Here is a 20,414-nt window from a genome sequence, read left to right as displayed (position 1 = left end):
AACTCAATGCAAGAATCCGGCCAGTTTCGATTCGATGTTGCGCGGGTTCTCGCCCTGGGCGATGGCGATCAACCCTTCGATGATCATTTCGCGCTCGCCGCAGCTGTGCTTGATCACGCTCTTGAGCTTGGCGGCCATCGGCAGGAACAGCAGGTTGGCCGAGGCGATGCCGTAGATGGTGGCGGTGAACGCGGCGGCGATGCCGTGGCCGAGCTTGCTCGGGTCGGCCAGGTTCTTCATCACCGCGATCAGGCCCAGCACCGCGCCGATGATGCCCAGGGTGGGCGCGTAGATGCCCATGCCCTCGAACACCTTGGCCGCGGCCAGGTCGCAATGCTCCTGGCCCTCCAGGTCGATCTCCAGCATGTGCCGGATGGCTTCCGGCTCCACGCCGTCCACCAGCATCTGCAGGCCCTTGCGCACGAACGGATCCTGCTGTTGCGGCACCTGGTTCTCCAGGCCGAGCAGGCCCTGGCGGCGCGCGATGTTGCTCCATTCCACGATCTGCTTGAGCAGCGCCTGGCGGTCGCTCGGCGGCGGCCACAGGATCCACTTGGCGATCTGGAACGCACGGCGGAACACGGAGGGCGGTGTGTGCACCAGGATCGCGGCGACGGTGCCGACGATCACGATCACGAACGCAGCCGGCGACCACAGCGCCGAAATACCGGCGCCCTTGAGGATGCTGCCGCCGATGAGCGACAGAATCGCCAACAGCAGGCCGATGAGACTGAGCTTGTCCATGCAGGAGGTATCGGCCAGGGGGCTTGGGACTTGAAGGGGGCGGGATTCGGGAATCGGGATTTGGGATTGGCAAGAGCGCGAGGGCGGAGGGTTGGTCGGTGTGCCGTAGGAGCGGCTTCAGCCGCGACGCGCGGACCTTGGCGCGTTGCCTAAGCACAATCGTTCGGATCGTCTCGGCAATTGGCACTGCGCTGCGCGTGCTATCGCCAATCCCAGCCTCACCGCGTCGCGGCTGAAGCCGCTCCTACGGCGGAATCAGGGAAAACGAGGCGCCAGGGAAGCCGCTTTGACGATTCCCCAATCCCCATTCCCCAATCCCGGCCCCTCAGGCCTTCAAGCCATCCACATCCAGGATCAGCGCCAGGCGGCCGTCGCCGATGAGGGTGGCGCCGGCGTAGCCGGGCAGGCCGCGCAGCGAGCGCGGCAGCGGCTTGATCACCACTTCCTCGCGGCCGCGGACCTGGTCCACGACCAGGCCCATGCGCGATTCGCCGGCCTGCAGCACCACCACGGTGAGCAGCGGCAGTTGCGGGGCGTCGATGTTGAGCCACTGGCGCAGGTCCACCAGCGGCAGGGTGTGCGATTGCCGGTCGAGCACGGCGCGGCCGTCGAACCAGCCCAGCGAGCGGCGCGGGGCGTGCAGCACTTCCACCACGCGCGCCAGCGGCAGCGCGTAGACGGTATCGCCGGCCTGCACCAGCAGGGTCGGCAGGATCGCCAGGGTCAGCGGCACGCGGATCAGGAAGCGGCTGCCGCGGCCCAGTTCCGACTGGATCTGGATCTGCCCGCTGAGTTCGCGGATGCGCGACTGCACCACGTCCATGCCGACGCCGCGGCCGGAGATGTCGGTGACCTCGGACTTGGTCGAGAAGCCGGGCAGGAACACCAGGTGCAGGCATTCCTCGGTGGTCAGGCGGGCCGCGGCCTCGGGATCGATCAGGCCCTTCTCGCGGGCCTTGGCGCGCAACCGTTCCGGGTCGATGCCGGCGCCGTCGTCCTGCACCTCGATGCTGACGTAGTCGCCTTCCTGCTGCGCCGACAGGCGCACATGGCCGCCGCGCGGCTTGCCGGTGGCCTCGCGCAGCGCCGGCGCCTCGATGCCGTGGTCGATCGCGTTGCGCACCAGGTGCACCAGCGGATCGGCCAGCGCCTCGACCAGGTTGCGGTCCAGTTCGGTGTCGGCGCCGACCAACTCCAGCTCCACTTCCTTGTTGAGCGAGCGGGCGACGTCGCGCGCCACCTTGGGGAAGCGCGAGAACACCTTGCCGACCGGCTGCATGCGCGTGCGCATCACCGCCGACTGCAGGCGCGCGGTGGCGATGTCCAGGCTGCTGACCGCGCGGTCCAGTTCCTCGTCGCGCAGGCGCACGCGCAGGGTCTTGAGGCGGTTGCGCGAGAGCACCAGTTCGCCGATCAGGTTGACGATCGCGTCCAGGCGCTTGGTGTCCACGCGCACGGTGTGTTCGGGCTCGGCGGCCTTGGCCGGGGCGGCCGCGGCCTTGGGCGCGGCGCTGGGCGCGCGCGGCGCCGGCTGCAGCGCCTGCGGCGTGGCCGTCGGCGGCGCATCGCCGTGCAACTGGTCCAGCAGCGCCTCGAATTCGTCGTCGCTGATCAGGTCTCCCGCGGCCGCGGCGGTGGCCGGGACGGCGGCGGGCGCGGGCGCGGCGCTCTTCGCGGGTGCCGGCGCCGGTGCATCGTCGCCGTGCGCGTCGAACTGCGCGATCAGCTCCGGCGGCGCGCGCGGCGGCTCCTGGCCGCTGCCGAAGGCATCGAGCATCGACTGCAGGTAGTCCAGCGACTGCTGCGCGGCGTCGAAGTGCCGCGCCTGCAGGGTCGCCTGGCCGGCGCGGGCCATGCCCAGGGTTTCCTCCGCGGCGTGGCACAGCTCGACCATGGCGTTGATCGCCAGGAAGCCGGCACCGCCCTTGAGCGTGTGGAAGCCGCGGAACACGGCGTTGAGCTGGCCGCTGTCTTCGGGCGCCTGCTCCAGCGACACCAACTGCTCGCCGAGCCGGTCCAGGATCTCCTGGGCCTCGATGATGAAGTCGGCAGCGATGTCGTCGGGTACGGCGCTCATAGCGTTACAGTCCCAGGCCCGAGAGCAGGTCGTCGGCGTCGTTCTGCGACACGCCGTGGCGGTCCAGGCCGGGCAGGGCCGGACCGGCCAGGCTGCCGTCGGCCTTGCGTTCTTCCTTCGGCGGCAGACCCAGCGCGCCGAAGCCCTCGTGCACGCGGCGCACGATGCCGGCGACACGGCGGATGATCTGCCCGGTCAGGTCCTGGAAGCTCTGCGCCAGGGCCATTTCGGTGAGGTTGTGGCGGATCTTGTCGAGGATCTCGCCTTGGTTGCCGCTGAGGCCGCCGGCGGCGAGCTGGTCGGCCAGCGCACGGCATTCCTCGGCCAGGTCCAGGGTGCGGTGGCTGGCCTGTTCGGTCATTTCCACCACGTGGTCCAGGCGCGAGCAGGCGTCGTCCAGTTCGCCGGCCTCGCTGGGCACCACCGGCAGTTCGCCGAGCGCCTGCCCCAGATCGCGCGCGAGCCGGCTCAGGCCCTGCATCATCGGCCGCGTGCGCCAGGCGGCGAGGGTGTCGATCTCCCTGCGCCAGCCGGCCTCGTCGCCGTTCTCCAGCGCGTCCAGCGCGCCTTGCAGGCGTTCGATCAGGGCGGTACGTTCGGCGGTGGCTTCCATTTAGGCGGTCGCTCCCAGGCGTTCGAAGATCTTGCCCAGCTTCTCCTGCAGCGTCTGCGCGGTGAACGGCTTGATGATGTAGCCGTTCACGCCGCACTGCGCGGCCTCGATGATCTGCTCGCGCTTGGCCTCGGCGGTGACCATCAGCACCGGCAGGTGCTTGAGCTTGTCGTCGGCGCGGATGTTGCGCAGCAGATCGATGCCGGTCATGCCCGGCATGTTCCAGTCGGTGACCACGAACTCGAACGGCGCCGAGCGCAGCGCGGCCAGGGCGCTGTTGCCGTCTTCGGCCTCGGCGGTGTTGGTGAAGCCCAGATCGCCGAGCAGATTCTTGACGATGCGTCGCATCGTCGAGAAATCGTCCACGATCAAAATCCGCATGTTCTTGTTCACCACTGACTCCTAAGGGTTCCTATTCTTCGTCTTCCAGACCGGCATCGGCGACCTCGAACGCCTTCAGGCGTCCGCGCAACCGTACCGTGGCCTGGCCATGGATCTGACACACGCGCGACTCGCTGACCCCGAGCACCGCGCCGATTTCCTTGAGGTTCAATTCCTGCTCGTAGTACAGCGACAGCACCAACTGCTCGCGTTCGGGCAACTGCGCGATGGCCTTGCCCAGCTCGCGGCCGAATTCGCTGCGCTCGAGCATCTGCTGCGGATTGGGTCCGCCCTTGGCGATGGTATCCAGCTCGCCATGGTCCTCGATGCGCGACTCCAGGCTCAGCACCTGGCCGCGGGCGGCATCTTCCATCAAACGCAGGTATTCGGGAAGCGGCATATCCATCGCCGCGGCCACTTCGTTGGCGGCGGCGGCGCGGCCGGTGCTCTGTTCGATCTTGCGGATCGCCGAGGCGGCGTCGCGGGCGCGGCGGTGCACCGAGCGCGGCACCCAGTCGCCGCGGCGGATCTCGTCGATCATCGCGCCGCGGATGCGGATCGAGGCGTAGGTCTCGAACGAGGCGCCCTGTTCGGCGTCGTAGCTGCGCGAGGCCTCGATCAGGCCGATCATGCCGGCCTGGATCAGGTCGTCGATCTCGACGCTGGCCGGCAGCCGCGCCGCCAGGTGGTGGGCGATGCGCCGGACCAGGTCCGAGTGCTGGGTGATGTAGTCGTTGGCGCTGTTGCGCTGGACGGCGCGGTAGTGGGCGGCGGCGTTCATGCGGCCACCCCGCGCTGGATGATGCGCTCGACGAAGAACTCGACGTTGCCGCGCGGGGCGGTCGGCGCCTGCCAGCGTGCGGTGCGCCGGGCGATCTCGCTGATCGCCTGCGCCGACGGGCTGGACGGGTAGGCCTTGACCACCGGCTGCTGGCGCTGCACCGACAGGCGCAGCCAGTCGTCCTGCGGCACGCAGCCCAGGTAGTTCAGCGACACATCGCCGAGGAACTTCTCGCAGACCCGGCTGAGCTTGTCGTACAGCAGGCGGCCTTCGTTGAGGTCGCGGACCATGTTGGCGACGATCTGCACCCGGTCCACGCCGCGCTCGCGCGAGAGGACCTTGATCAGGGCGTAGGCGTCGGTGATCGAGGCCGGCTCGTCGCAGACCACCACCACCGCGTCCTGCGCGGCCTGGCAGAAGGTCAGCACGCTGTCGGTGATGCCGGCGGCGGTGTCGACGATCATCACGTCCAGCTCGCGCTGCAGCTCGGAGAACACGTTGACCAGGCCGACGTGCTGGGCCGGCGGCAGCTCGGCCATGTAGCGGCGGCCGGAGGCGGCGGGTACCACCATGAGCCCGTTGGGCATGTCGATCAGTACCTCTTCCAGGGTGCAGCGCCCGGCGACCAGGTCGGCCACGGTGAACTTGGGGGTCAGCCCGAGCAACACGTCGACGTTGGCCAGGCCCAGGTCGGCGTCCAGCAGCAGGGTGCGCTTGCCCATGTCGGCCAGCGCCATGGACAGGTTCACCGAGATGTTGGTCTTGCCCACGCCGCCCTTGCCGCCGGTCACGGCGATGGTGCGCACCGGACCCAGCGGTTCGCTGCGCGTCGCCGACAGGGGGAAGGCATTGGTCAGATTGACGTAGTCACGCGACGGCATGGGTCTGCTCCGGAGTACAGGGCTTATCGGCAGCGCGCCGCAAATCTTCAAGGCGCAATACCAGGCTGGCGGCGTTGGCGCGGTGCAGGTCGTCCGGCACGCGCTGTCCATCGGTCACCCAGGTGATGGGGAGGCGGTGGTCCACGACCACCGACAAGGCACTGCCGAACCGCCCGGTCTCGTCCAACTTGGTCAGGATGACCCCCTGTGGGTCGGCGCCGGCGAACCGGCGCACCACCTCGTCCAGGTCGGAGAAATGGGCGTTGGCGGGGAGGACCAGCAAGGATCGGACCACCCGCGAGGCGCGCAGCCAGTGCAGCTGGGCGGCCAAGGCGCGGTCGCGCTGGCCCATGCCGGCGGTGTCGATCAGCACCAGCTTGTAGTCGGCCAGGCGCTCCAGCAGCTGCTGCAGCGCGGCGTCGCTGTCGGCCTCGTGCACGGCGATGCCGAGCTGGCGGCCGTAGCTGTGCAGCTGTTCGCGGCCGCCGACGCGGATGGTGTCGGTGGTGACCAGGGCCACGTCGCGGGCGGCATGGCGCTCCAGGAAGCGCGAGGCCAGCTTGGCGATGGTGGTGGTCTTGCCGGCGCCGGTCGGGCCGATCAGGGCGATCACGCCGCCTTCCTCGAGCGGGTCCAGCGCGGCGATCGGCAGGCGCTTGGACAGCAGGCCCAGCATCAGCCCGCGGCCGCGGTGCAGCTCCAGGTCGGCGGGGATCTGCATGACCACGTCGCGGGTGATGCCGCTGTCGAAGCCGTAGTCGTCCATCAGCTCCAGCGCCTGGGCGCGGACCGGCGAGCCACGCAGGCGCTCGTCGGTGAGGCGGTTCATCTCGCGCTCGATCATCTGCCGCATCAGCGACAGTTCGTCGCGCAGCTGCGTCAATTGTTCGTCGTTCTGCGGGGCGGGGAAGGTCGGCACCGCCGCCAGCGCCGCGGCCGCCGGGATCCCGGCAGCGGCCGGCGCATCGGCGGTCGCGACGGGCGCGGCCGGGGCCGGGCTCGCCACCGGGGTCAGCGCCACCGCGGGCACGTCGTCGCGCCAGGCCGGCACGGCCTCGGCGGCCGGCGCCGCGGTGGCGGCGGCGAACGGACTGGGCATGGGCACGCTGATCGGGGCGTTGCGGAACACGTCCTCGGGGATGCTGAACTCGGCGCGGCCGGTGACCGGCGCTGCGGCCTTGGCCGGGGCGGCCTGGCGTGCGGCGGCAGCCGGGGCGGCCGCGGCGGGCATCGCCGAGGCGGCCAGCGCCGCCGGCTGGGTCAGCGGCCGTGCCGGGGAAGCGGCCGGGGCGGCCGGCGCGGCACCGCCGCGGCGCTCGCTGATCGCAGCCATCATCGCCATCGCCGGGCTGGCGGCGGCGTCCCCGCGCGCGGCACGCGGGGCCGCAGCGGCCGGCGCCTGGCTCGCCGCGGCGGCGCGCGGCGCCTCGTCCGGGCGCACCGCATCCAGCGCCCGCTGCACCAGGGCCTCGTCGTAGTTGCTGGCGGCCACGATCTCGATGCCCTCGTCGGTGCGCCGGTTGGACAGGATCACCGCATCCGGCCCGTGCTCGTCGCGCACCATCCGGAAGGCGGTGCGCATGTCGGGGGCGACAAAGCGTTTGATCTTCATGGGTGGGAGCCGGGAATGGGGAATGGGGAATGGGGAATGGATGCGTGATCGGTGCCGATACGTGGCGGGCCGCGGTGTCGTGTCCGGTTTTTCGTGATCGTGTTCATTGCTCTCTCCGCTGCCGGGGCAAGGGTGCGATTCCCCATTCCCTGTTCCCGTTTCCCGTCATCTCAACTGATCGTGCCCACCAGCTTCAGCCGCTTGTCCTCCGGCACTTCGCTGTAGGACAGGACCGACAGCGCGGGGACGCTGTGGCGGACCAGGCGGGCGAGGGCGGCGCGGACCTGCGCCGGCACCAGCACCACCGCCGGTTCGTTGCGCGCCTCCTGCTTGCTCACGCAGTCCGCCAGACTTTGGTGCAAGCGTTCGGCCAGTCCGGGTTCCAGCGCCGCGCCGTTGCCCTGGGTAGAGTCCTGCAAGACGCGTTCCAATTGCGGGGCCAGGGTGAACACCGGCAGTTCCGGGGCCATGCCGGCGATTTCCTGGACGATGAACCGGCCCAGGGCGTTGCGCACCGCGGCGGTGAGCGCGCCGGGTTCCTGACTCTGCGGGGCGTGCTCGACCAGTGCCTCGACGATCTTGCGCAGTTGCCGCACCGGGATCTTCTCGATGAGCAGGTTCTGCAGCACCCGCACCACCACCGACAGCGGCAGCGCCTTGGGGGTGAGGTCCTCGACCAGCTTGGGCGCGCTCTTGGCCAGGGTCGCCAGCAGCTGCTGCACTTCCTCGTGGCCGAGCAGTTCCGGGGCGTGCTCGCGGATCAGGTGCGAGAGGTGGGTGGCGATCACCGTGGCCGGGTCGACCACGGTATAGCCCATGGTCTCGGCCTGGGCGCGCAGATGCGGCTGGATCCAGATCGCATCCAGGCCGAACGCGGGGTCCTTGCCGGGGATGCCGTCGATCTTGCCGAGCGCGCCGCCCGGGTCCAGCGCCAGTTCGCGGTCCGGGTGGATGTCGGCGGTGGCCACCGGCACGCCGTGCACCAGCAGGCGGTAGGCGTTGGCCGGCAGTTCCAGGTTGTCGCGGATGTGCACCGGCGGCACCAGGAAACCGATGTCCTGGGTCAGCTTGCGGCGCACGCCCTTGATCCGCGCCATCAACTCGCCGCCCTGGGTCTTGTCCACCAGCGGGATCAGCCGGTAGCCGACCTCCAGGCCCAGCGGGTCGATCGGACGCAGTTCGTCCCAGCCCAGTTCGGCATTGGCCTGAGCGGCGGCCGCGGCCTGCGGCGCCGCCTCGGCCGCGGCCGGCGGCGGCAGCAGGCTGCGCTTCCACATCTTCCAGGCCAGCAGGCCCAGGATCAGCGCCAGCGTCAAGAAAGCGACGTTGGGCATGCCCGGGATCAGGCCGACCAGGCCCAGGATCGCCGCGGCCACCGCCAGCGCCTTATGCTGGCCGAACACCTGGCCCATCATCGAGGCGCCCATGTCCTGCGAGCGTGAGGCGCGGGTGACCAGCATCGCCACCGCCGAGGACACCAGCAGCGCCGGCAGCTGTGCGACCAGGCCGTCGCCGATCGACAGCAGGGTGTAGGTGGAGGCGGCCTGCGCCACCGGCATGCCGTGCTGCAGGACGCCGACCGCCATGCCGCCGATCAGATTGATGAACAGGATCAGGATGCCGGCGATGGCGTCGCCGCGGATGAACTTGCTGGCGCCGTCCATCGAGCCGTAGAAGTCCGCTTCCTCGCGCACTTCCTCGCGGCGGGCCTTGGCTTCCTCGCGGGTCAGCAGACCGGCGTTGAGGTCGGCGTCGATCGCCATCTGCTTGCCGGGCATGGCGTCGAGGATGAAGCGTGCGGTCACTTCCGACACGCGCCCGGCGCCCTTGGTGATGACCACGAAGTTGATGATGGTCAGGATCGCGAACACCACGATGCCGACCGCATAGTTGCCGCCGATCACGAATTCGCCGAAGGCCTCGATCACCTTGCCGGCGGCGCCGTGGCCGCCCTGGCCGTTGATCAGGATCACGCGGGTGGAGGCCACGTTCAGCGCCAGGCGCAGCATCGTGGTCATCAGCAGCACGATCGGGAAGATGCTGAACTCCAGCGGCCGCTTCACGTAGACCACCGCCAGCAGCACCATCAGCGAGATGGCGATGTTGAAGGTGAACAGGGCGTCCAGCACCGGTGCGGCCAGCGGCACCACCACCATCGCCAGCATCAGCAACACGATCACCGGGGCGCCGAGCCCGTGCTTGATCATGTCCATGACTTTGCGCGTGTTCATCTGCGCGGCAGGCTGACTCATGGCTGGCTCCCCGGGGCGAATTCATCCACTTCCAGCGGCGGCAACGGCGGCATCGGCCCGCTGCGCCAGGCGCGCAGCGTGTAGACGTACGAGAGGACCTGCGCCACCGCGGAATACAGTCTCACGGGAATTTCCTTGCCGAGTTGGCCTTCCCTATACAAGGCGCGTGCCAAAGGCGGCGCCGAGATCACCGCCACGCGGTGCTGCTCGCCGACCTCACGGATGCGGAAGGCGATCTCGTCCACGCCCTTGGCGACCACGGTGGGGGCGCGCATGCGCCCGCTCTCGTACTTCAGCGCCACCGCATAGTGGGTGGGGTTGACCACCACCACGTCGGCCTTGGGCACGGCTTCCATCATCCGCCGCTGCGACATCTGCATCTGCATCTGGCGGATGCGACCCTTCACCTCGGGGCTGCCGTCGCTTTCCTTCATTTCCCGGCGCACTTCCTCGCGGGTCATCTTCAATTTGCGGATGTAATTCCACTTTTGATAGGGCGCGTCGATCGCCGCCAGCAGCGCCAGCGCGCCGGCGGTGTACAGCAGCAGCTTCAGCGTGAAGCCCAGGCCGTGGCCGATGGCCTGCTCCAGCGGCTGCAGCAGCAGGCCACGCAGGAAGTCGGTGCTGCCCCACAGGCACAGCATCGCGGCGCCGCCGACGAAGCCCATGCGCAGGATCGACTTGAGCAGTTCGACGATGGTCTCGGCGCCGTACATGCGGCTCAGCCCATTCATCGGGTTGAGCCGGTCGAACTTGGGGATCAGCGCCTGGCCGGAGAAGCGCAGGGTGCCCATCAGCACCGGCGCGGCGAAGCTGGCCGCCAGGCAGATGCCGACCAGCGGCAGCACCACCCAGAGCAGGTTCAGCAGCAAGTCGCCGAAATGGCCGAACATCGCCTGCGGATGCTCGCGCAGCGACAGGTCCGGGCGCAGCGCCTGTTTCAGCCAGGCCACCGCACCGGCGGCCATGGAGGTGGACAGGCCCATCAGGGCGAAGACGCCGGCGCTGAACACCGCGGCGGTCGCCAGTTCGCGCGAATGCGGGATATTGCCCTGTTCGCGGGCTTCGCGCAGACGTTTGTCTGTTGGCTGTTCTGTGCGCTCTGCGCCTTCTTCGCTCTCGGACATCGGGGGTGCGCTCGGCCAGGATCGACCCTGCGCACTGCAAGGACCGTGCCGGTCCCTGGCCCGGATTCCGGGCGCTGCCGCCGCGCCTCTCGGCCGCGGCGGTGGCTAGGCGAGTTGCAGCTCGACCCGGTCGCGGCCCAGCCGCTTGGCCTGGTACAGCGCCGCGTCGGCGCGCGCCAGCAGGTGCTGCAGCGGTTCGCCCGGTCGATACCAGGCCACGCCGATCGAGGCGGTGATCGCCAACTGCCGCTCGCCGATGCGCAGCGGCTGCCCGGCGATGGTGGCGCGCAGGGCCTGCAGCCGCTCGCCGCAGCTCGGCGGCAAGCCGGGCAGCACGGCCAGCAGTTCCTCGCCGCCGTAGCGGCCGACCAGGTCGGCGTCGCGCAGGTTGGCGCCCAGGCGCCGCGCCACCTCGATCAGCACCGCGTCGCCCACCAGGTGGCCGTGTTCGTCGTTGATCCGCTTGAAGTGGTCGAGGTCGATCATCGCCACTGCCAGCGGGGTCTGCTCGGCGTCGCTGCGGCGCATCTGCGCCGCCAGCGCCTCGAGGATGCCGGCGCGGTTGAGCAGGCCGGTGAGGGCGTCGTGCGAGGCCTTCACCGCCAGTGCGGCGCGGGCGATCTCCAGTTCGCGCTTGTCGTGTTCCAGCTCCTCGGTGCGCCGCGCCACCAGCTCGGCCAGTTCGCGCTGGCGCTGGTGCAGGCGGCGTTCGCGCCAGTGCAGCAGGGCCACCGCCAGGCCGCCGCCGAGCACCAGGTACAGCGCGATCATCGGCTGGCTGCGCCACCACACCGGCGCCACCGAGAACGCCACCCGCAGCGGCGCCGAGGCGCTGCGCCGGTAGGCGTCCAGCAACTGCACCTCCAGCACGTAGTGGCCCGGCGCCAGCGGCGGTTGCTCGAACTCGAAGTTGGGCGTGTGCAGCCAGCGGGTGTGTGCGCCCTCGAAGCGATAGCGGAAGCTGATGCGGTTGCGCTCGTCGTACAGGTCCGGCGAGCCGACCGCGATATGCAGCGGATCTTCGCTCCAGCGCAGGCGCGCGCCCGCGGCGATGGCGGCGCCGGCACGGCTGAACTCCTTGAGCGCCAGCCTTGGCGCCTGCGCCGGGAACAGCCGCGCCGGATCCAGCAGGTGGGTGACGCCACGGCTGCTGCCCAGCCATACCGAGCCGTCGTGGTCTTCCAGGAAGGCCGATTCGGACATGTCGTTCCAGAGCAGCCCCTGCGCCTGCGTCAGCCGCGACCAGGCGCGTCCGTCGTAGACGTCCACGCCCTGGTTGTGGCTGATCCAGATCCATCCGTTGCGGGTGCGGCGCAGGCTGTACAGCTGCAGGCCGCTCAACTGCGCATCGGCCGGCTGCAGGTACAGGGTGTCGCCGTCGAGCCGCCCTTGCCAGGCACCGGGGCCATACAGGCTGGCCCAGGCCTGGCCATCGTCCAGGACCAGCAGCTTGCTGAGCACGGGTTGCGCCGGCGCACCATCCACGACCAGCCGGATCGGCGTCCAGGTCTCGCCACGCAGTCGGAACACGCCGGTCATGCCCACCGCCAGCACGCTGCCGTCGCCACGCTGCTGGATGTCCGAATACTCGCCACCGGGCAACGCCTGCACCTTCTGCGGCACCGCGTCGGCGTCGGCCACCGCCAGCAGATACACCCCGCGGTTGCTGAGGATCCACACCCGGCCGCTCGCATCCACGAACAGCTGTTTGGCGATGCCGTCCAGCGGCGGGTAGGCGCGCAGCAGCCGGCCCTGCGCGTCGTATCGGCGCAGCGCGCCGACCGAGCCGATGCTCCACAGCGTGCCGTCCGCGGCGCGTTGCAGGCCGATCATCTGCGTGCCGTGGTCGCTGGGCCAGCGCTGGAAGCGGCCATCCTCGCGCAGGCGGTCGACGCCGCCCTCGTTACCGACCAGCAGGTCGCCGCGCTGAGTGCGCTGGATGCTCCAGGTCGGCGCGCGACTGATGCCCTGCGACACATCCCAGTTCTCGATCCAGCCGTAGCCGTTCCAGCGCAGCACGCCTTCGCCATCCATGCTCAGCCACAGGTCGCCGGCCTGGTCGAAGTGCATGGCGACGATGCTGCCCTCGGGCAGGCCGTTGCGACGGTCGAAACTGCGCCAGCGTCCCTGTTCCCAACGCGCCAGGCCCTGGTTGGTCCGCACCAGCACGCGGTGCTGCGGGTCCAGCAGGATCGGCGTGCGCCAGGTCACCAGGGCCGGTCCGTCCAGCCCGGGGGGTGTCTGTTCCTGGAAGCGCGTCGCGCCGGCCTGCAGCCGCATCACCTTGCGACTGCCGACGACCCACAGGTTCCCGTCGCGGTCGCGCACCGCATTGCGCCAGAATTCGGGGGGCAGGCCCTGGGCCTGGTCGTAGCGGGTGGCGCGACCGTCGGCATCGATCCGGCACAAGGCCTTGGCGCAGCCCAGCCACAGTGTGTCGTCGACGACGAACAGGTCGTGGATGTCGGCCAGCTCCGGTTGCCGCGCCAGCGTCGCCGCATCGAACAGGGGTTGCAGTTCCCATCCCTTCGCATCGGCCTTGCGCGCCGCGCGTAGCAGGCGGCGGTCGTCCAGCACCACCGTGCCCCAGGCCGGCGCGGCCAGGCGCGGGCGGTTGAGCGGGCGATGCGAGGGCAGGCTGCCGTGCTCCAGCGGCATCCAGCCGGCCGGCGAGCCATCGTCCACGTAGATCGCATCGAAGGTGGCCACCCACAGCCGCCGCTGGGCGTCCTCGGCGGCATCGGAGATGTAATGGCCGCCGTGGCCCTGCAGCTTCACTTGCTGGAACTGGTCGCCGTCGAAGGCATACAGGCCGCTTTCGCTGCAGACCAGCAGGCTGCCGTCGCGACGCTGCAGCAGACAGGTGCCGGCCAGGCCGAGCAGGCCCTGGTCCTGCGCATAGTGCCGCAACGGGATCACCTGGGCCTGTGTCGCCCCGGTGCATGTCAGTGCCGACAGCAGCAGCCACAGCGGCCCCCGCAGGCATCGACCCATGACCGTGCGCATGCGCGCTCAGCCGCCGCTGCACCGCCGTGGGACACGGCGATGGCAGGCACGAGCGGGCGCTGGCAGGCGATAGGGCATGGCGTACGGCGAGCGATGGAGGGAAGGACGGACCGCGGCGATCGACGGGATCCGGGACGGTCGGCGCTGCCGCCGCCCATCCTGGCCCGCCAACGGTAGCCTGCCGTCGGTATCGGCCGCGTCGCGGCGCAGCTTGAGCGCCGGTTAGGCGGTCAGCGCGCGCGCGGCGTTGAAGGCGGCATCGAACAGCCGCTGCACCGGCGCCCCCATCTCACCGACCAGCACCGCCAGCAGCGCCAGGCCCAGCACCACCGCCACCGGCAGGCCGAGCTGGATCGGGTTCAGCGACGGCGCCGCCTTGGCCAGCGCGCCGAAGGCCAGGTTCACCGCCATCATCGCCACCATGACCGGCAGCGCCAGGGTCACCGCCCCGCGCATGATGCTCATGAAGAAGTTCGGCGCCACCGAGGCCATGGCCTGCGCATCGGGCAGCGCGGTGCCGATCGGCAGCGCCTTGTAGCTGTCCACCAGCAGCGACACCACCGCCAGATGCCCGTTGGCGGTGAAGAACATCATGCCGAAGGCCAGGTAGAACCACTGGCCGATCACCGGCGAGTTGACCCCGCGCAGCGGATCGGCCATCTGCGCGAAGCCCAGGCCGGTGCTCTGCGAGACCAGTTCCCCGGCCATCGCCCCGGCCTCGAAGATCATCCGCAGCATGAAGCCCATGCTGGCCCCCACCGCCAGCTCCCGCGCCACGCTGAGCACCACCGCGGCATTGAACCCGTCCCAATCCGGCACCGGCGGCAGGATCGGCGCCAGCGCAATCGCCAGCGTCCCGGCCAGGATCACCCGCACCCGCCCAGGCACCGCCTTGCTCCCGACCATCGGCATCACCGTCAACATCGCCCCGATCCGCAGCATCGTCCACAGCACCGCCCCGATCATCGCGAACGCCCGCGACCCATCGACGACCATTTGCGTGGCGGCATCCATCAGCCCGAGACCCCGGCAGACAGCAGGAAGGAACGGCCAGCCCCGACCGCGCAACGCGAGCGGTCTGCAGCCAAAGACGGACGAGCGCATTCGCGAACAACAACGGAAACAGTACGGGCACACAAGACAACGCTCCCATGGCCACAGCTATAGCTTTTGCCGTTGCCGTTGCCGTTGCCGTTGCCGTTGCTGTTGTTTTTGCTGCTGCTTTGCTCTTGATCCACCGGGTCCCCTCCGCAGCGGCGGAGCTGGCGGGCAAAACCCCCCGAAGGGGGGCGGCGCACAAGGATGTGCGCCGTTTTCGGCCGGGGCAGGATGCCCCGTCCGAAAATCCCGCTAGCGGAGCGGACCCGCGCAGCGGGCGCGAAGGCGGGGTGTGCTTTCTTTTGGTTACTTTTCTTTGCACAAGCAAAGAAAAGTGACTCGCCGCCAGGCGAAAGCCTTTGCTCTTCAACAGGGAAAGGTTCCCCAGCAACAAGCAGGACGCGAAGAGCAGCCATCCCCGGCTACCCAATCAAATGCGGAATACGCTGAAACAGCATCGTCGTGTACTCCACCAGATGCGCCAGCAACATACTCCCCGTCGCAAACAACATCGCCGTCAACGCCACCACCTTCGCGATGAACGCAATGGTCGGCTCATTGAGCTGCGTCGCCGCCTGGAACACACCGATCACCACACCCACCGCCAACATCGCCAGCAACAACGGCCCCGCCACCCACAACACCGTGATCAACCCGCCACGCAACTCCGTCAGCGCCAGTTCCGGACTCATGGCCTCAGACCCCGTTGAAACTGGCGGCCAGCGTGCCGACCGTCAGCACCCAGCCATCGACCAGCACGAACAGCAGAATCTTGAACGGCGCCGAGATCAGCATCGGCGACATCATCATCATGCCCATCGACATCAGCACGCTGGCCACCACCAGATCGATGATCACGAACGGGATGAAGATCAGAAAGCCGATCTCGAACGCCGTCTTCAGCTCGCTGGTCACGAACGAGGCCACCAGCACCTGGAACGGCACCGCATCCGGGCCGCTGTAGGTGCCGTTGCCGGCCATGCCGGCGAAGGTCATCAGGTCGGTCTCGCGCACCTGCGCCAGCATGAACGCGCGCAGCGGCTGCGTGGTCAGCGTCCACGCCGTCTGGAAATCGATCTGGCCGTTGAGATACGGGCTCATGCCCTGGCCCCAGGCCTTTTCCCACACCGGCATCATCACCAACGCGGTCAGGAACAGCGCCAGGCCCATCAGCACCTGGTTGGACGGCGTCTGCCCGGTGCCCAGCGCCTGCCGCAGCAGGCCGAGCACGATGGTGATGCGGGTGAAGGCGGTCAGCACCAGCAGCAGCGACGGCAGCAGGGTGATGGCCGTCATCAGCAGCAGTGTCTGCAGCGGCAGGCTCACCGGCTGCGCGCCGATCTTGCCGACGTTGACCTCCGGCAGCGAGGGCAGGGTGGGCGCGGCGTTCTGCGGTGCCTGCGCGGTCGGCGTGGCGGCCGGCGCCTGCTTGGCCTGCGCCCAGGCGAACGCGGGCAGCAGGCTCAGCGTCAACAGGATCAGCAGCAGGCGCAGCCGGCGGGCGTTGCGGTTCCAGAAAAACGGCATGATCATTTGTCCTTGCGCAGCTTCTGCGCCAGAAGCTGGGCGAAATCGGGAAGCTGCTTGAACGGCTTGATCGAGGGCAGGGTCGGCGCAGGCGCCTGCGGCAGCGGCTCGGGCAGCTGATGCAAGGTGCGTACCCCGCCGGGCGAGACGCCGAGCAGCAGCTGTTCGCCGTTGACCTCGACCACCACCACCCGCTCCTTGGCGCCGACCGCCAGGCTGGCGACCACGCGCAGGCCTTGCGCCGGGCGGAAGCCGCTGCCGGGCAGGCGCTTGAGCACCCAGGCCATGGCCAGGATCAGGCCCAGCACCAGCAGCAGCGCGAACACCGCGCCGAGCAGGCTGGGCGCCGACGGCGCCGCGTTGCCGACGCCCGAGCCGTGCTTGGCGGTCTGCGTGGCGACGGCGAGCAGCAGGCTCACCGCAGTCTCCGGATGCGCTCGCTGGGGCTGACCACGTCGGTCAGGCGCACGCCGAAGCGGTCGTTGATGGTCACCACCTCGCCGTGCGCGATCAGGGTGCCGTTGACGTAGACGTCCAGCGGTTCGCCGGCGCCGCGCTCCAGTTCCACCACCGAACCCTGGTTGAGCTGCAGCAGGTTGCGGATCGGAATGCGGCTGCGGCCGACTTCCAGCGACAGCGTCACCGGCACGTCCAGGATCACGTCCAGGTTCAGGTCGTTGGACTCGGCCATGGCGTCCGGCTGCAGGCTGTCGAACTGGGCCGGCGCCGGCTGGGTGGGATCGGTCTGGGTCATGGCAGGTCTTCCTGGGGAGCGGGGCGGCGGCGCAGCGCGCCGGGGGGATGGGTGGCGGTGATCTTCACCGCGTTCTGGCCGTGCGAGATGCCGAACTCGCCGGTGAACACCGGGATGTTCTCCACGCACAGCGGCACCTGCTTGGGCAGGTCGATCGGCAGCACGTCGCCGATCTTCAAGCGGGTCAGCTCGCGCAGGCTCATCTGCTTCTGCGCCAGCACGCTGGAGATGGTGACCTCCGAGCCGAACAGCTGCTCGCGCAGCATGATGTTCCAGCTCTCGTCGCGGTCCACGCGGTCGCTCTGGATGCCGGCGTCGAGCAGTTCGCGGATCGGCTCCAGCATCGAGTACGGCAGGGTCACGTGGATCTCGCCACCGCCGCCTTCCAGCTCCACGTGGAAGCGGCTGACCACCACGTACTCGCGCGGGGTGACGATGTTGGCGAAGTGCGGGTTGACCTCGGAATTGAGGTACTCGAACTCCACTTCCATCACCGGCGCCCAGGCCTCGGCCAGGTCGGCGAAGGTCTGCTTGAGCATCAGTTGGATCACCCGCATCTCGGTCGGGGTGAACTCGCGGCCCTCGATGCGGGTGGGGTAACGGCCGTCGCCGCCGAAGAAGTTGTCGACCACGGTGAACACCAGGGTCGGCTCGAACACGATCAGGCCGGTGCCGCGCAGCGGCTTGAACTTGATCAGGTTCAGGTTGCTCGGCACGTACAGCGAGTGCATGTAGTCGTTGAACTTGATCAGGTCGATGCCGCGCACCGACAGGTCGGCCGAGCGCCGGATCAGGTTGAACAGGCCGATCCGCCACAGGCGCGCGAAGCGCTCGTTGACCATCTCCAGGGTCGGCATGCGCCCACGGATGATCCGGTCCTGGCTGGAGAAGTCGTAGTTGCGCGCCTCGCCCGGCTCGGCCGGCGCCGGCTCGGTGTCCACCACGCCCGCGTCGACGCCGTGCAGCAGGGCATCGATCTCGTCTTGGGAGAGCAGGTCGGTCATCGCGGCAGCGCCTTTACTGGGTCACGAAGCTGGTGAACAGGAGTTCTTCCACGCACTTCTTGCCGGTCTCGGCGGTCATCAGCTTCTGCGCGTCGGCCAGCGCCGCGGCCTGCAGCTTCTTGCGCCCATCGATGTTGGCGATGTCCTGCGCCTGCACCTGCGAGAACAGCATCAGCAGGTGCGCACGGATCGCCGGGGCGTTCTCGGTGATCAGCTTCAGTTCTTCCGGGTCGCGGGTCATCAGCTGCACTTCCAGCTGCAGGTAATGCGGGCCGTCTTCCGCGCCGCCGTTGAGATTGACCACGAACGCCGGGTCCATCGCGAAGTACTGCGCCGGCTTGGGGATCTCGGCGGTCTTTTCCTCGGCCTTGGCGTGGCCGCCCTCGGGCTTCTTCAGGAAGAAGAACGCGCCGGCACCGCCGCCGCCCAGCACCAGCACCGCCGCGACGACGATGATCAGCAGCTTCTTCTTCGACTTGCCGCCTTCCGGGGCGTCCTTGGCGTCTTTCTTGGATTTGTCGGCGGCTGACACTGAGCGGGCTCCTGAAGGGGGTCTGCCCCTGAGGATGCAATCGCCGTGCCGAAACCGGGCGCCTGGCGCGCCGGGTGTTTGACGGCGCCGCTGCGCGCCATGCCGGCGCGGGCCGAGACCGTTGTGGGAGAGGGGGTCGGGCCCAGCGGAGGGGCCTCAACCCCGCCGTATCCTTCCGACGAACGTCGAGGCCGAGACCCGTCCCACTCCCTCGATCGCCGTGAAGGGGCGGCGGCGCGCCCCGGATCGTCAGGCGTAGGCGTCGAGCAGACCGCGCTGGCGCAACACCACTGCCGGAATCCCGACGCTGCCGGACAGGTCGTCGGCGAGCTCGCCGCCGCTGCGGCCGCCGCCCTGCGGCGTGCCCTGCGCATTGGCCTGCTGTTGCTGCGGCTGCTGCTGGCCGACGTCGGCCTGGCCGAGCTGGAAGCCGTGCTGGCCGAGCATGTCGCGCAGGCGCGGCAGGCTGTTCTCGAGGGCCTGGCGCACGTCGGCCTGGTTGCTGCTGAAGCTGGCGTTGACCTGGTCGCCGGTCATGTGCAGGCGCACTTCGACCGGGCCGAGCTCGGCCGGATTGAGCTTGATGTGGGCGTGGCCGATCTTCTGGTCGGCCAGCCAGCTGATGCGCGCGCCCAGTTCCTCGTCGAACTGGTTGCCGTGCAGGTTCGGGGTCGGCGTGGGCGAGCCGGTGAACGGCTGCGGATCGGCCAGCCGCGCCGTGGCGTGCAGCGGGGCCGCCGCCGCGGTCGGCACGATCGCGCTGGGATCGGCGGCGGTCGCGGCGTCGCCGCTCTCGCCACTCTTGCCGCCGGCCGCGGCGGCGATGGCGGCCAGCGCCGCCAACGGCGCCGCGGTGTCGGCGCCGCTCGCCTTGTCGGCGGACCCGGCCTGCGCCAACAGCATCGCGCCGAAGCCGCCGGCCGCGGAGGCCGGGGCGGTGCCGGCCGTCGCGCCAGTGCCGGCGGTGGCGGCAGTCGGATCGGTGGCGCCGGCCGCGGTCTGGGCCGCGGCGTCGCCGCCGAGCAGGGCGCCCACGCCGTTGGCCACGGCGCCGGCGACGCCGACCGCCAGCCCCGCCGCCGCACCCAGCGGGGTCGCGGTGGCCGCCGGCAGCACCGCCGCGCCGATCGCCGGCAGCAGGCCCAGGCCGATGCCGGCCAGCCCGGCCGGCGGCCAGGCGCTGTCGTCGGGCTTGGCGTCCTCGTGCTTGTCTTCGGTCTTGGCCTTGCCCTTGTCGCTGCCCGAGGCCTTGGTCTCGGTGCTGCTCTTCTCGGCGTCCTGGGCGACCTTGTCGCCGGCCTGCGCGGTGCGCGCGGGGTCGCTGGCGGTGTCGTCCGCGGCGGCCGGACGCTTGTCCGCTTGGTCCTTGCCGGCGTTCTGCGCCGGCTTGGGCGTCTCGCGGGCGGCGGGCTTGGGCGCGGTGGTACGCGCCGAGCCGCCGCCGCCGAGCAGCTTGGCGAAGTCCTTGTCCTTGCCGCCGGCGCGGTCGGTGCCCTGCGTGTCGTTGCCGCCGCCGATCTGGCTGGCGCGGCCACTGCCGCCCAGCGCGGAAAGCGCGTTGTTCATCGTCCGTCTCCGTCATCGTGTTCGTCGGCGGTGGCCGCCAGGCGCGCGCGGCGCGCGCCCAGGTCGTCCATCTCGCGCTGGCTGCGGCGGTCGTCGACCTTGCGTTCCTGCGCGCGGTAGCTGGCCGCGAGCTGTTCCAGCACCTGCTTGTCGCGGCTGGCCAGCAGCAGCCGGCTGCGCTCCATCTCCACCTTTTCGCGGTTGCGGTCCACGGTCTGGCACTGCTGCTGCACCGCGCTCTCCAGCCGGTCCAGGAAGGCGCGGCGGTTGGCCAGTTGCGCCAGGCTGGTCGCCGCCATCTGGCTGTTGGCGTACTCCTCGGCGTAGCGGCGCAGTTCCTCCAGCCGCGACTCGTGGGTGGCCAGGGCGCGCTGGCGCTCGGCGAGATCGCGCGCGACCTCGTCTTCGTGCTGCTGGGCGCGGCGGAGCAGGGGATCGAGACGTTGCGATTGCATCATG

At 69.8% G+C, this 20,414-nt stretch carries 19 protein-coding genes; all 19 read right to left on the bottom strand.

Features of this window, described 5'->3' with window-relative positions; all coding sequences use genetic code 11:
* Window positions 1-3: 3 nt before the first annotated feature.
* The 19 genes from ACHWVH_RS02020 to fliJ all read right to left on the bottom strand — a co-directional run bounded on the left by ACHWVH_RS02020 (window position 4) and on the right by fliJ (window position 20,413).
* Window positions 4-744 carry a flagellar motor protein gene (locus tag ACHWVH_RS02020; protein WP_010341770.1) on the bottom strand — a complete coding sequence of 247 codons (741 nt, stop codon included), beginning with the start codon at window positions 742-744 and terminating at the stop codon, window positions 4-6.
* A gap of 325 nt (window positions 745-1,069) precedes the next feature.
* Window positions 1,070-2,821: a chemotaxis protein CheA gene (locus ACHWVH_RS02015; RefSeq protein ID WP_394686561.1), complete on the bottom strand. Its 1,752-nt coding sequence runs from the start codon at window positions 2,819-2,821 to the stop codon at window positions 1,070-1,072.
* Window positions 2,822-2,825: 4 nt separating this feature from the next.
* Window positions 2,826-3,434 (bottom strand): protein phosphatase CheZ, encoded by a 609-nt coding sequence (locus ACHWVH_RS02010; protein ID WP_394686560.1) that lies wholly within the window; start codon window positions 3,432-3,434, stop codon window positions 2,826-2,828.
* On the bottom strand, window positions 3,435-3,827 hold the full coding sequence (gene cheY / locus ACHWVH_RS02005; RefSeq protein WP_010341542.1) for a chemotaxis response regulator CheY: 393 nt from the start codon (window positions 3,825-3,827) through the stop codon (window positions 3,435-3,437). It abuts the gene before it with no gap.
* A gap of 19 nt (window positions 3,828-3,846) precedes the next feature.
* A complete protein-coding gene (locus tag ACHWVH_RS02000) occupies window positions 3,847-4,596 on the bottom strand; it encodes an RNA polymerase sigma factor FliA (RefSeq protein WP_010341541.1) in 750 nt (249 codons plus the stop codon).
* Window positions 4,593-5,477 carry a P-loop NTPase gene (locus ACHWVH_RS01995; RefSeq protein WP_010341540.1) on the bottom strand — a complete coding sequence of 295 codons (885 nt, stop codon included), beginning with the start codon at window positions 5,475-5,477 and terminating at the stop codon, window positions 4,593-4,595. Before ACHWVH_RS01995 ends, ACHWVH_RS02000 begins: the two co-directional genes overlap by 4 nt.
* A complete protein-coding gene (gene flhF / locus ACHWVH_RS01990) occupies window positions 5,464-7,089 on the bottom strand; it encodes a flagellar biosynthesis protein FlhF (protein ID WP_152182769.1) in 1,626 nt (541 codons plus the stop codon). Before flhF ends, ACHWVH_RS01995 begins: the two co-directional genes overlap by 14 nt.
* Window positions 7,090-7,259: 170 nt before the next feature.
* Window positions 7,260-9,320 carry a flagellar biosynthesis protein FlhA gene (gene flhA / locus ACHWVH_RS01985; protein WP_026143395.1) on the bottom strand — a complete coding sequence of 687 codons (2,061 nt, stop codon included), beginning with the start codon at window positions 9,318-9,320 and terminating at the stop codon, window positions 7,260-7,262.
* A 17-nt stretch (window positions 9,321-9,337) separates the two neighbouring features.
* A complete protein-coding gene (gene flhB, locus ACHWVH_RS01980; protein WP_267094063.1) occupies window positions 9,338-10,468 on the bottom strand; it encodes a flagellar biosynthesis protein FlhB in 1,131 nt (376 codons plus the stop codon).
* A gap of 105 nt (window positions 10,469-10,573) precedes the next feature.
* Window positions 10,574-13,462: a diguanylate cyclase gene (locus tag ACHWVH_RS01975; protein WP_394686559.1), complete on the bottom strand. Its 2,889-nt coding sequence runs from the start codon at window positions 13,460-13,462 to the stop codon at window positions 10,574-10,576.
* A gap of 234 nt (window positions 13,463-13,696) precedes the next feature.
* Window positions 13,697-14,488, bottom strand: coding sequence for a flagellar biosynthetic protein FliR (gene fliR / locus ACHWVH_RS01970; protein WP_017909008.1), 792 nt, complete (start codon window positions 14,486-14,488; stop codon window positions 13,697-13,699).
* A gap of 506 nt (window positions 14,489-14,994) precedes the next feature.
* Entirely contained in the window at window positions 14,995-15,264 is a 270-nt protein-coding gene (locus ACHWVH_RS01965; protein WP_010343869.1) for a flagellar biosynthetic protein FliQ, read from the bottom strand.
* Window positions 15,265-15,268: 4 nt separating this feature from the next.
* On the bottom strand, window positions 15,269-16,099 hold the full coding sequence (fliP, locus tag ACHWVH_RS01960) for a flagellar type III secretion system pore protein FliP (protein WP_295969507.1): 831 nt from the start codon (window positions 16,097-16,099) through the stop codon (window positions 15,269-15,271).
* Window positions 16,100-16,101: 2 nt separating this feature from the next.
* Complete coding sequence (gene fliO, locus ACHWVH_RS01955) at window positions 16,102-16,518, bottom strand: flagellar biosynthetic protein FliO (protein WP_017911181.1); 417 nt, start codon at window positions 16,516-16,518, stop codon at window positions 16,102-16,104.
* Window positions 16,515-16,853 (bottom strand): flagellar motor switch protein FliN, encoded by a 339-nt coding sequence (gene fliN / locus ACHWVH_RS01950; protein WP_010343865.1) that lies wholly within the window; start codon window positions 16,851-16,853, stop codon window positions 16,515-16,517. Before fliN ends, fliO begins: the two co-directional genes overlap by 4 nt.
* Entirely contained in the window at window positions 16,850-17,857 is a 1,008-nt protein-coding gene (gene fliM / locus ACHWVH_RS01945; RefSeq protein ID WP_017911180.1) for a flagellar motor switch protein FliM, read from the bottom strand. Before fliM ends, fliN begins: the two co-directional genes overlap by 4 nt.
* A gap of 13 nt (window positions 17,858-17,870) precedes the next feature.
* On the bottom strand, window positions 17,871-18,389 hold the full coding sequence (locus tag ACHWVH_RS01940; RefSeq protein WP_017909004.1) for a flagellar basal body-associated FliL family protein: 519 nt from the start codon (window positions 18,387-18,389) through the stop codon (window positions 17,871-17,873).
* Between the two features lie 249 nt (window positions 18,390-18,638).
* Entirely contained in the window at window positions 18,639-19,955 is a 1,317-nt protein-coding gene (locus tag ACHWVH_RS01935) for a flagellar hook-length control protein FliK (RefSeq protein WP_295924826.1), read from the bottom strand.
* A complete protein-coding gene (gene fliJ, locus ACHWVH_RS01930) occupies window positions 19,952-20,413 on the bottom strand; it encodes a flagellar export protein FliJ (RefSeq protein WP_010341649.1) in 462 nt (153 codons plus the stop codon). The genes ACHWVH_RS01935 and fliJ overlap by 4 nt, the downstream gene beginning before the upstream one ends.
* Window position 20,414: the final 1 nt, after the last annotated feature.

This window comes from uncultured Xanthomonas sp., from assembly GCF_964278005.1.
Classification (GTDB): domain Bacteria; phylum Pseudomonadota; class Gammaproteobacteria; order Xanthomonadales; family Xanthomonadaceae; genus Xanthomonas_A; species Xanthomonas_A sontii.
This window is presented reverse-complemented; position numbering and strand designations above follow the sequence as displayed.

Bases quoted from the DNA above. Each gene is read 5' to 3' on its own strand.
- ACHWVH_RS02000 (WP_010341541.1), bottom strand. From the start codon at position 4,596: ATGAACGCCGCCGCCCACTACCGCGCCGTCCAGCGCAACAGCGCCAAC.
- ACHWVH_RS01965 (WP_010343869.1), bottom strand. From the start codon at position 15,264: ATGAGTCCGGAACTGGCGCTGACGGAGTTGCGTGGCGGGTTGATCACG.
- ACHWVH_RS01995 (WP_010341540.1), bottom strand. From the start codon at position 5,477: ATGCCGTCGCGTGACTACGTCAATCTGACCAATGCCTTCCCCCTGTCG.
- fliN (WP_010343865.1), bottom strand. From the start codon at position 16,853: ATGACCCAGACCGATCCCACCCAGCCGGCGCCGGCCCAGTTCGACAGC.
- ACHWVH_RS02010 (WP_394686560.1), bottom strand. From the start codon at position 3,434: ATGGAAGCCACCGCCGAACGTACCGCCCTGATCGAACGCCTGCAAGGC.
- flhA (WP_026143395.1), bottom strand. From the start codon at position 9,320: ATGAACACGCGCAAAGTCATGGACATGATCAAGCACGGGCTCGGCGCC.
- ACHWVH_RS02015 (WP_394686561.1), bottom strand. From the start codon at position 2,821: ATGAGCGCCGTACCCGACGACATCGCTGCCGACTTCATCATCGAGGCC.
- fliP (WP_295969507.1), bottom strand. From the start codon at position 16,099: ATGCCGTTTTTCTGGAACCGCAACGCCCGCCGGCTGCGCCTGCTGCTG.
- ACHWVH_RS01975 (WP_394686559.1), bottom strand. From the start codon at position 13,462: ATGGGTCGATGCCTGCGGGGGCCGCTGTGGCTGCTGCTGTCGGCACTG.
- ACHWVH_RS02020 (WP_010341770.1), bottom strand. From the start codon at position 744: ATGGACAAGCTCAGTCTCATCGGCCTGCTGTTGGCGATTCTGTCGCTC.
- flhF (WP_152182769.1), bottom strand. From the start codon at position 7,089: ATGAAGATCAAACGCTTTGTCGCCCCCGACATGCGCACCGCCTTCCGG.
- fliM (WP_017911180.1), bottom strand. From the start codon at position 17,857: ATGACCGACCTGCTCTCCCAAGACGAGATCGATGCCCTGCTGCACGGC.
- ACHWVH_RS01935 (WP_295924826.1), bottom strand. From the start codon at position 19,955: ATGAACAACGCGCTTTCCGCGCTGGGCGGCAGTGGCCGCGCCAGCCAG.
- fliJ (WP_010341649.1), bottom strand. From the start codon at position 20,413: ATGATGCAATCGCAACGTCTCGATCCCCTGCTCCGCCGCGCCCAGCAG.
- flhB (WP_267094063.1), bottom strand. From the start codon at position 10,468: ATGTCCGAGAGCGAAGAAGGCGCAGAGCGCACAGAACAGCCAACAGAC.
- fliR (WP_017909008.1), bottom strand. From the start codon at position 14,488: ATGGATGCCGCCACGCAAATGGTCGTCGATGGGTCGCGGGCGTTCGCG.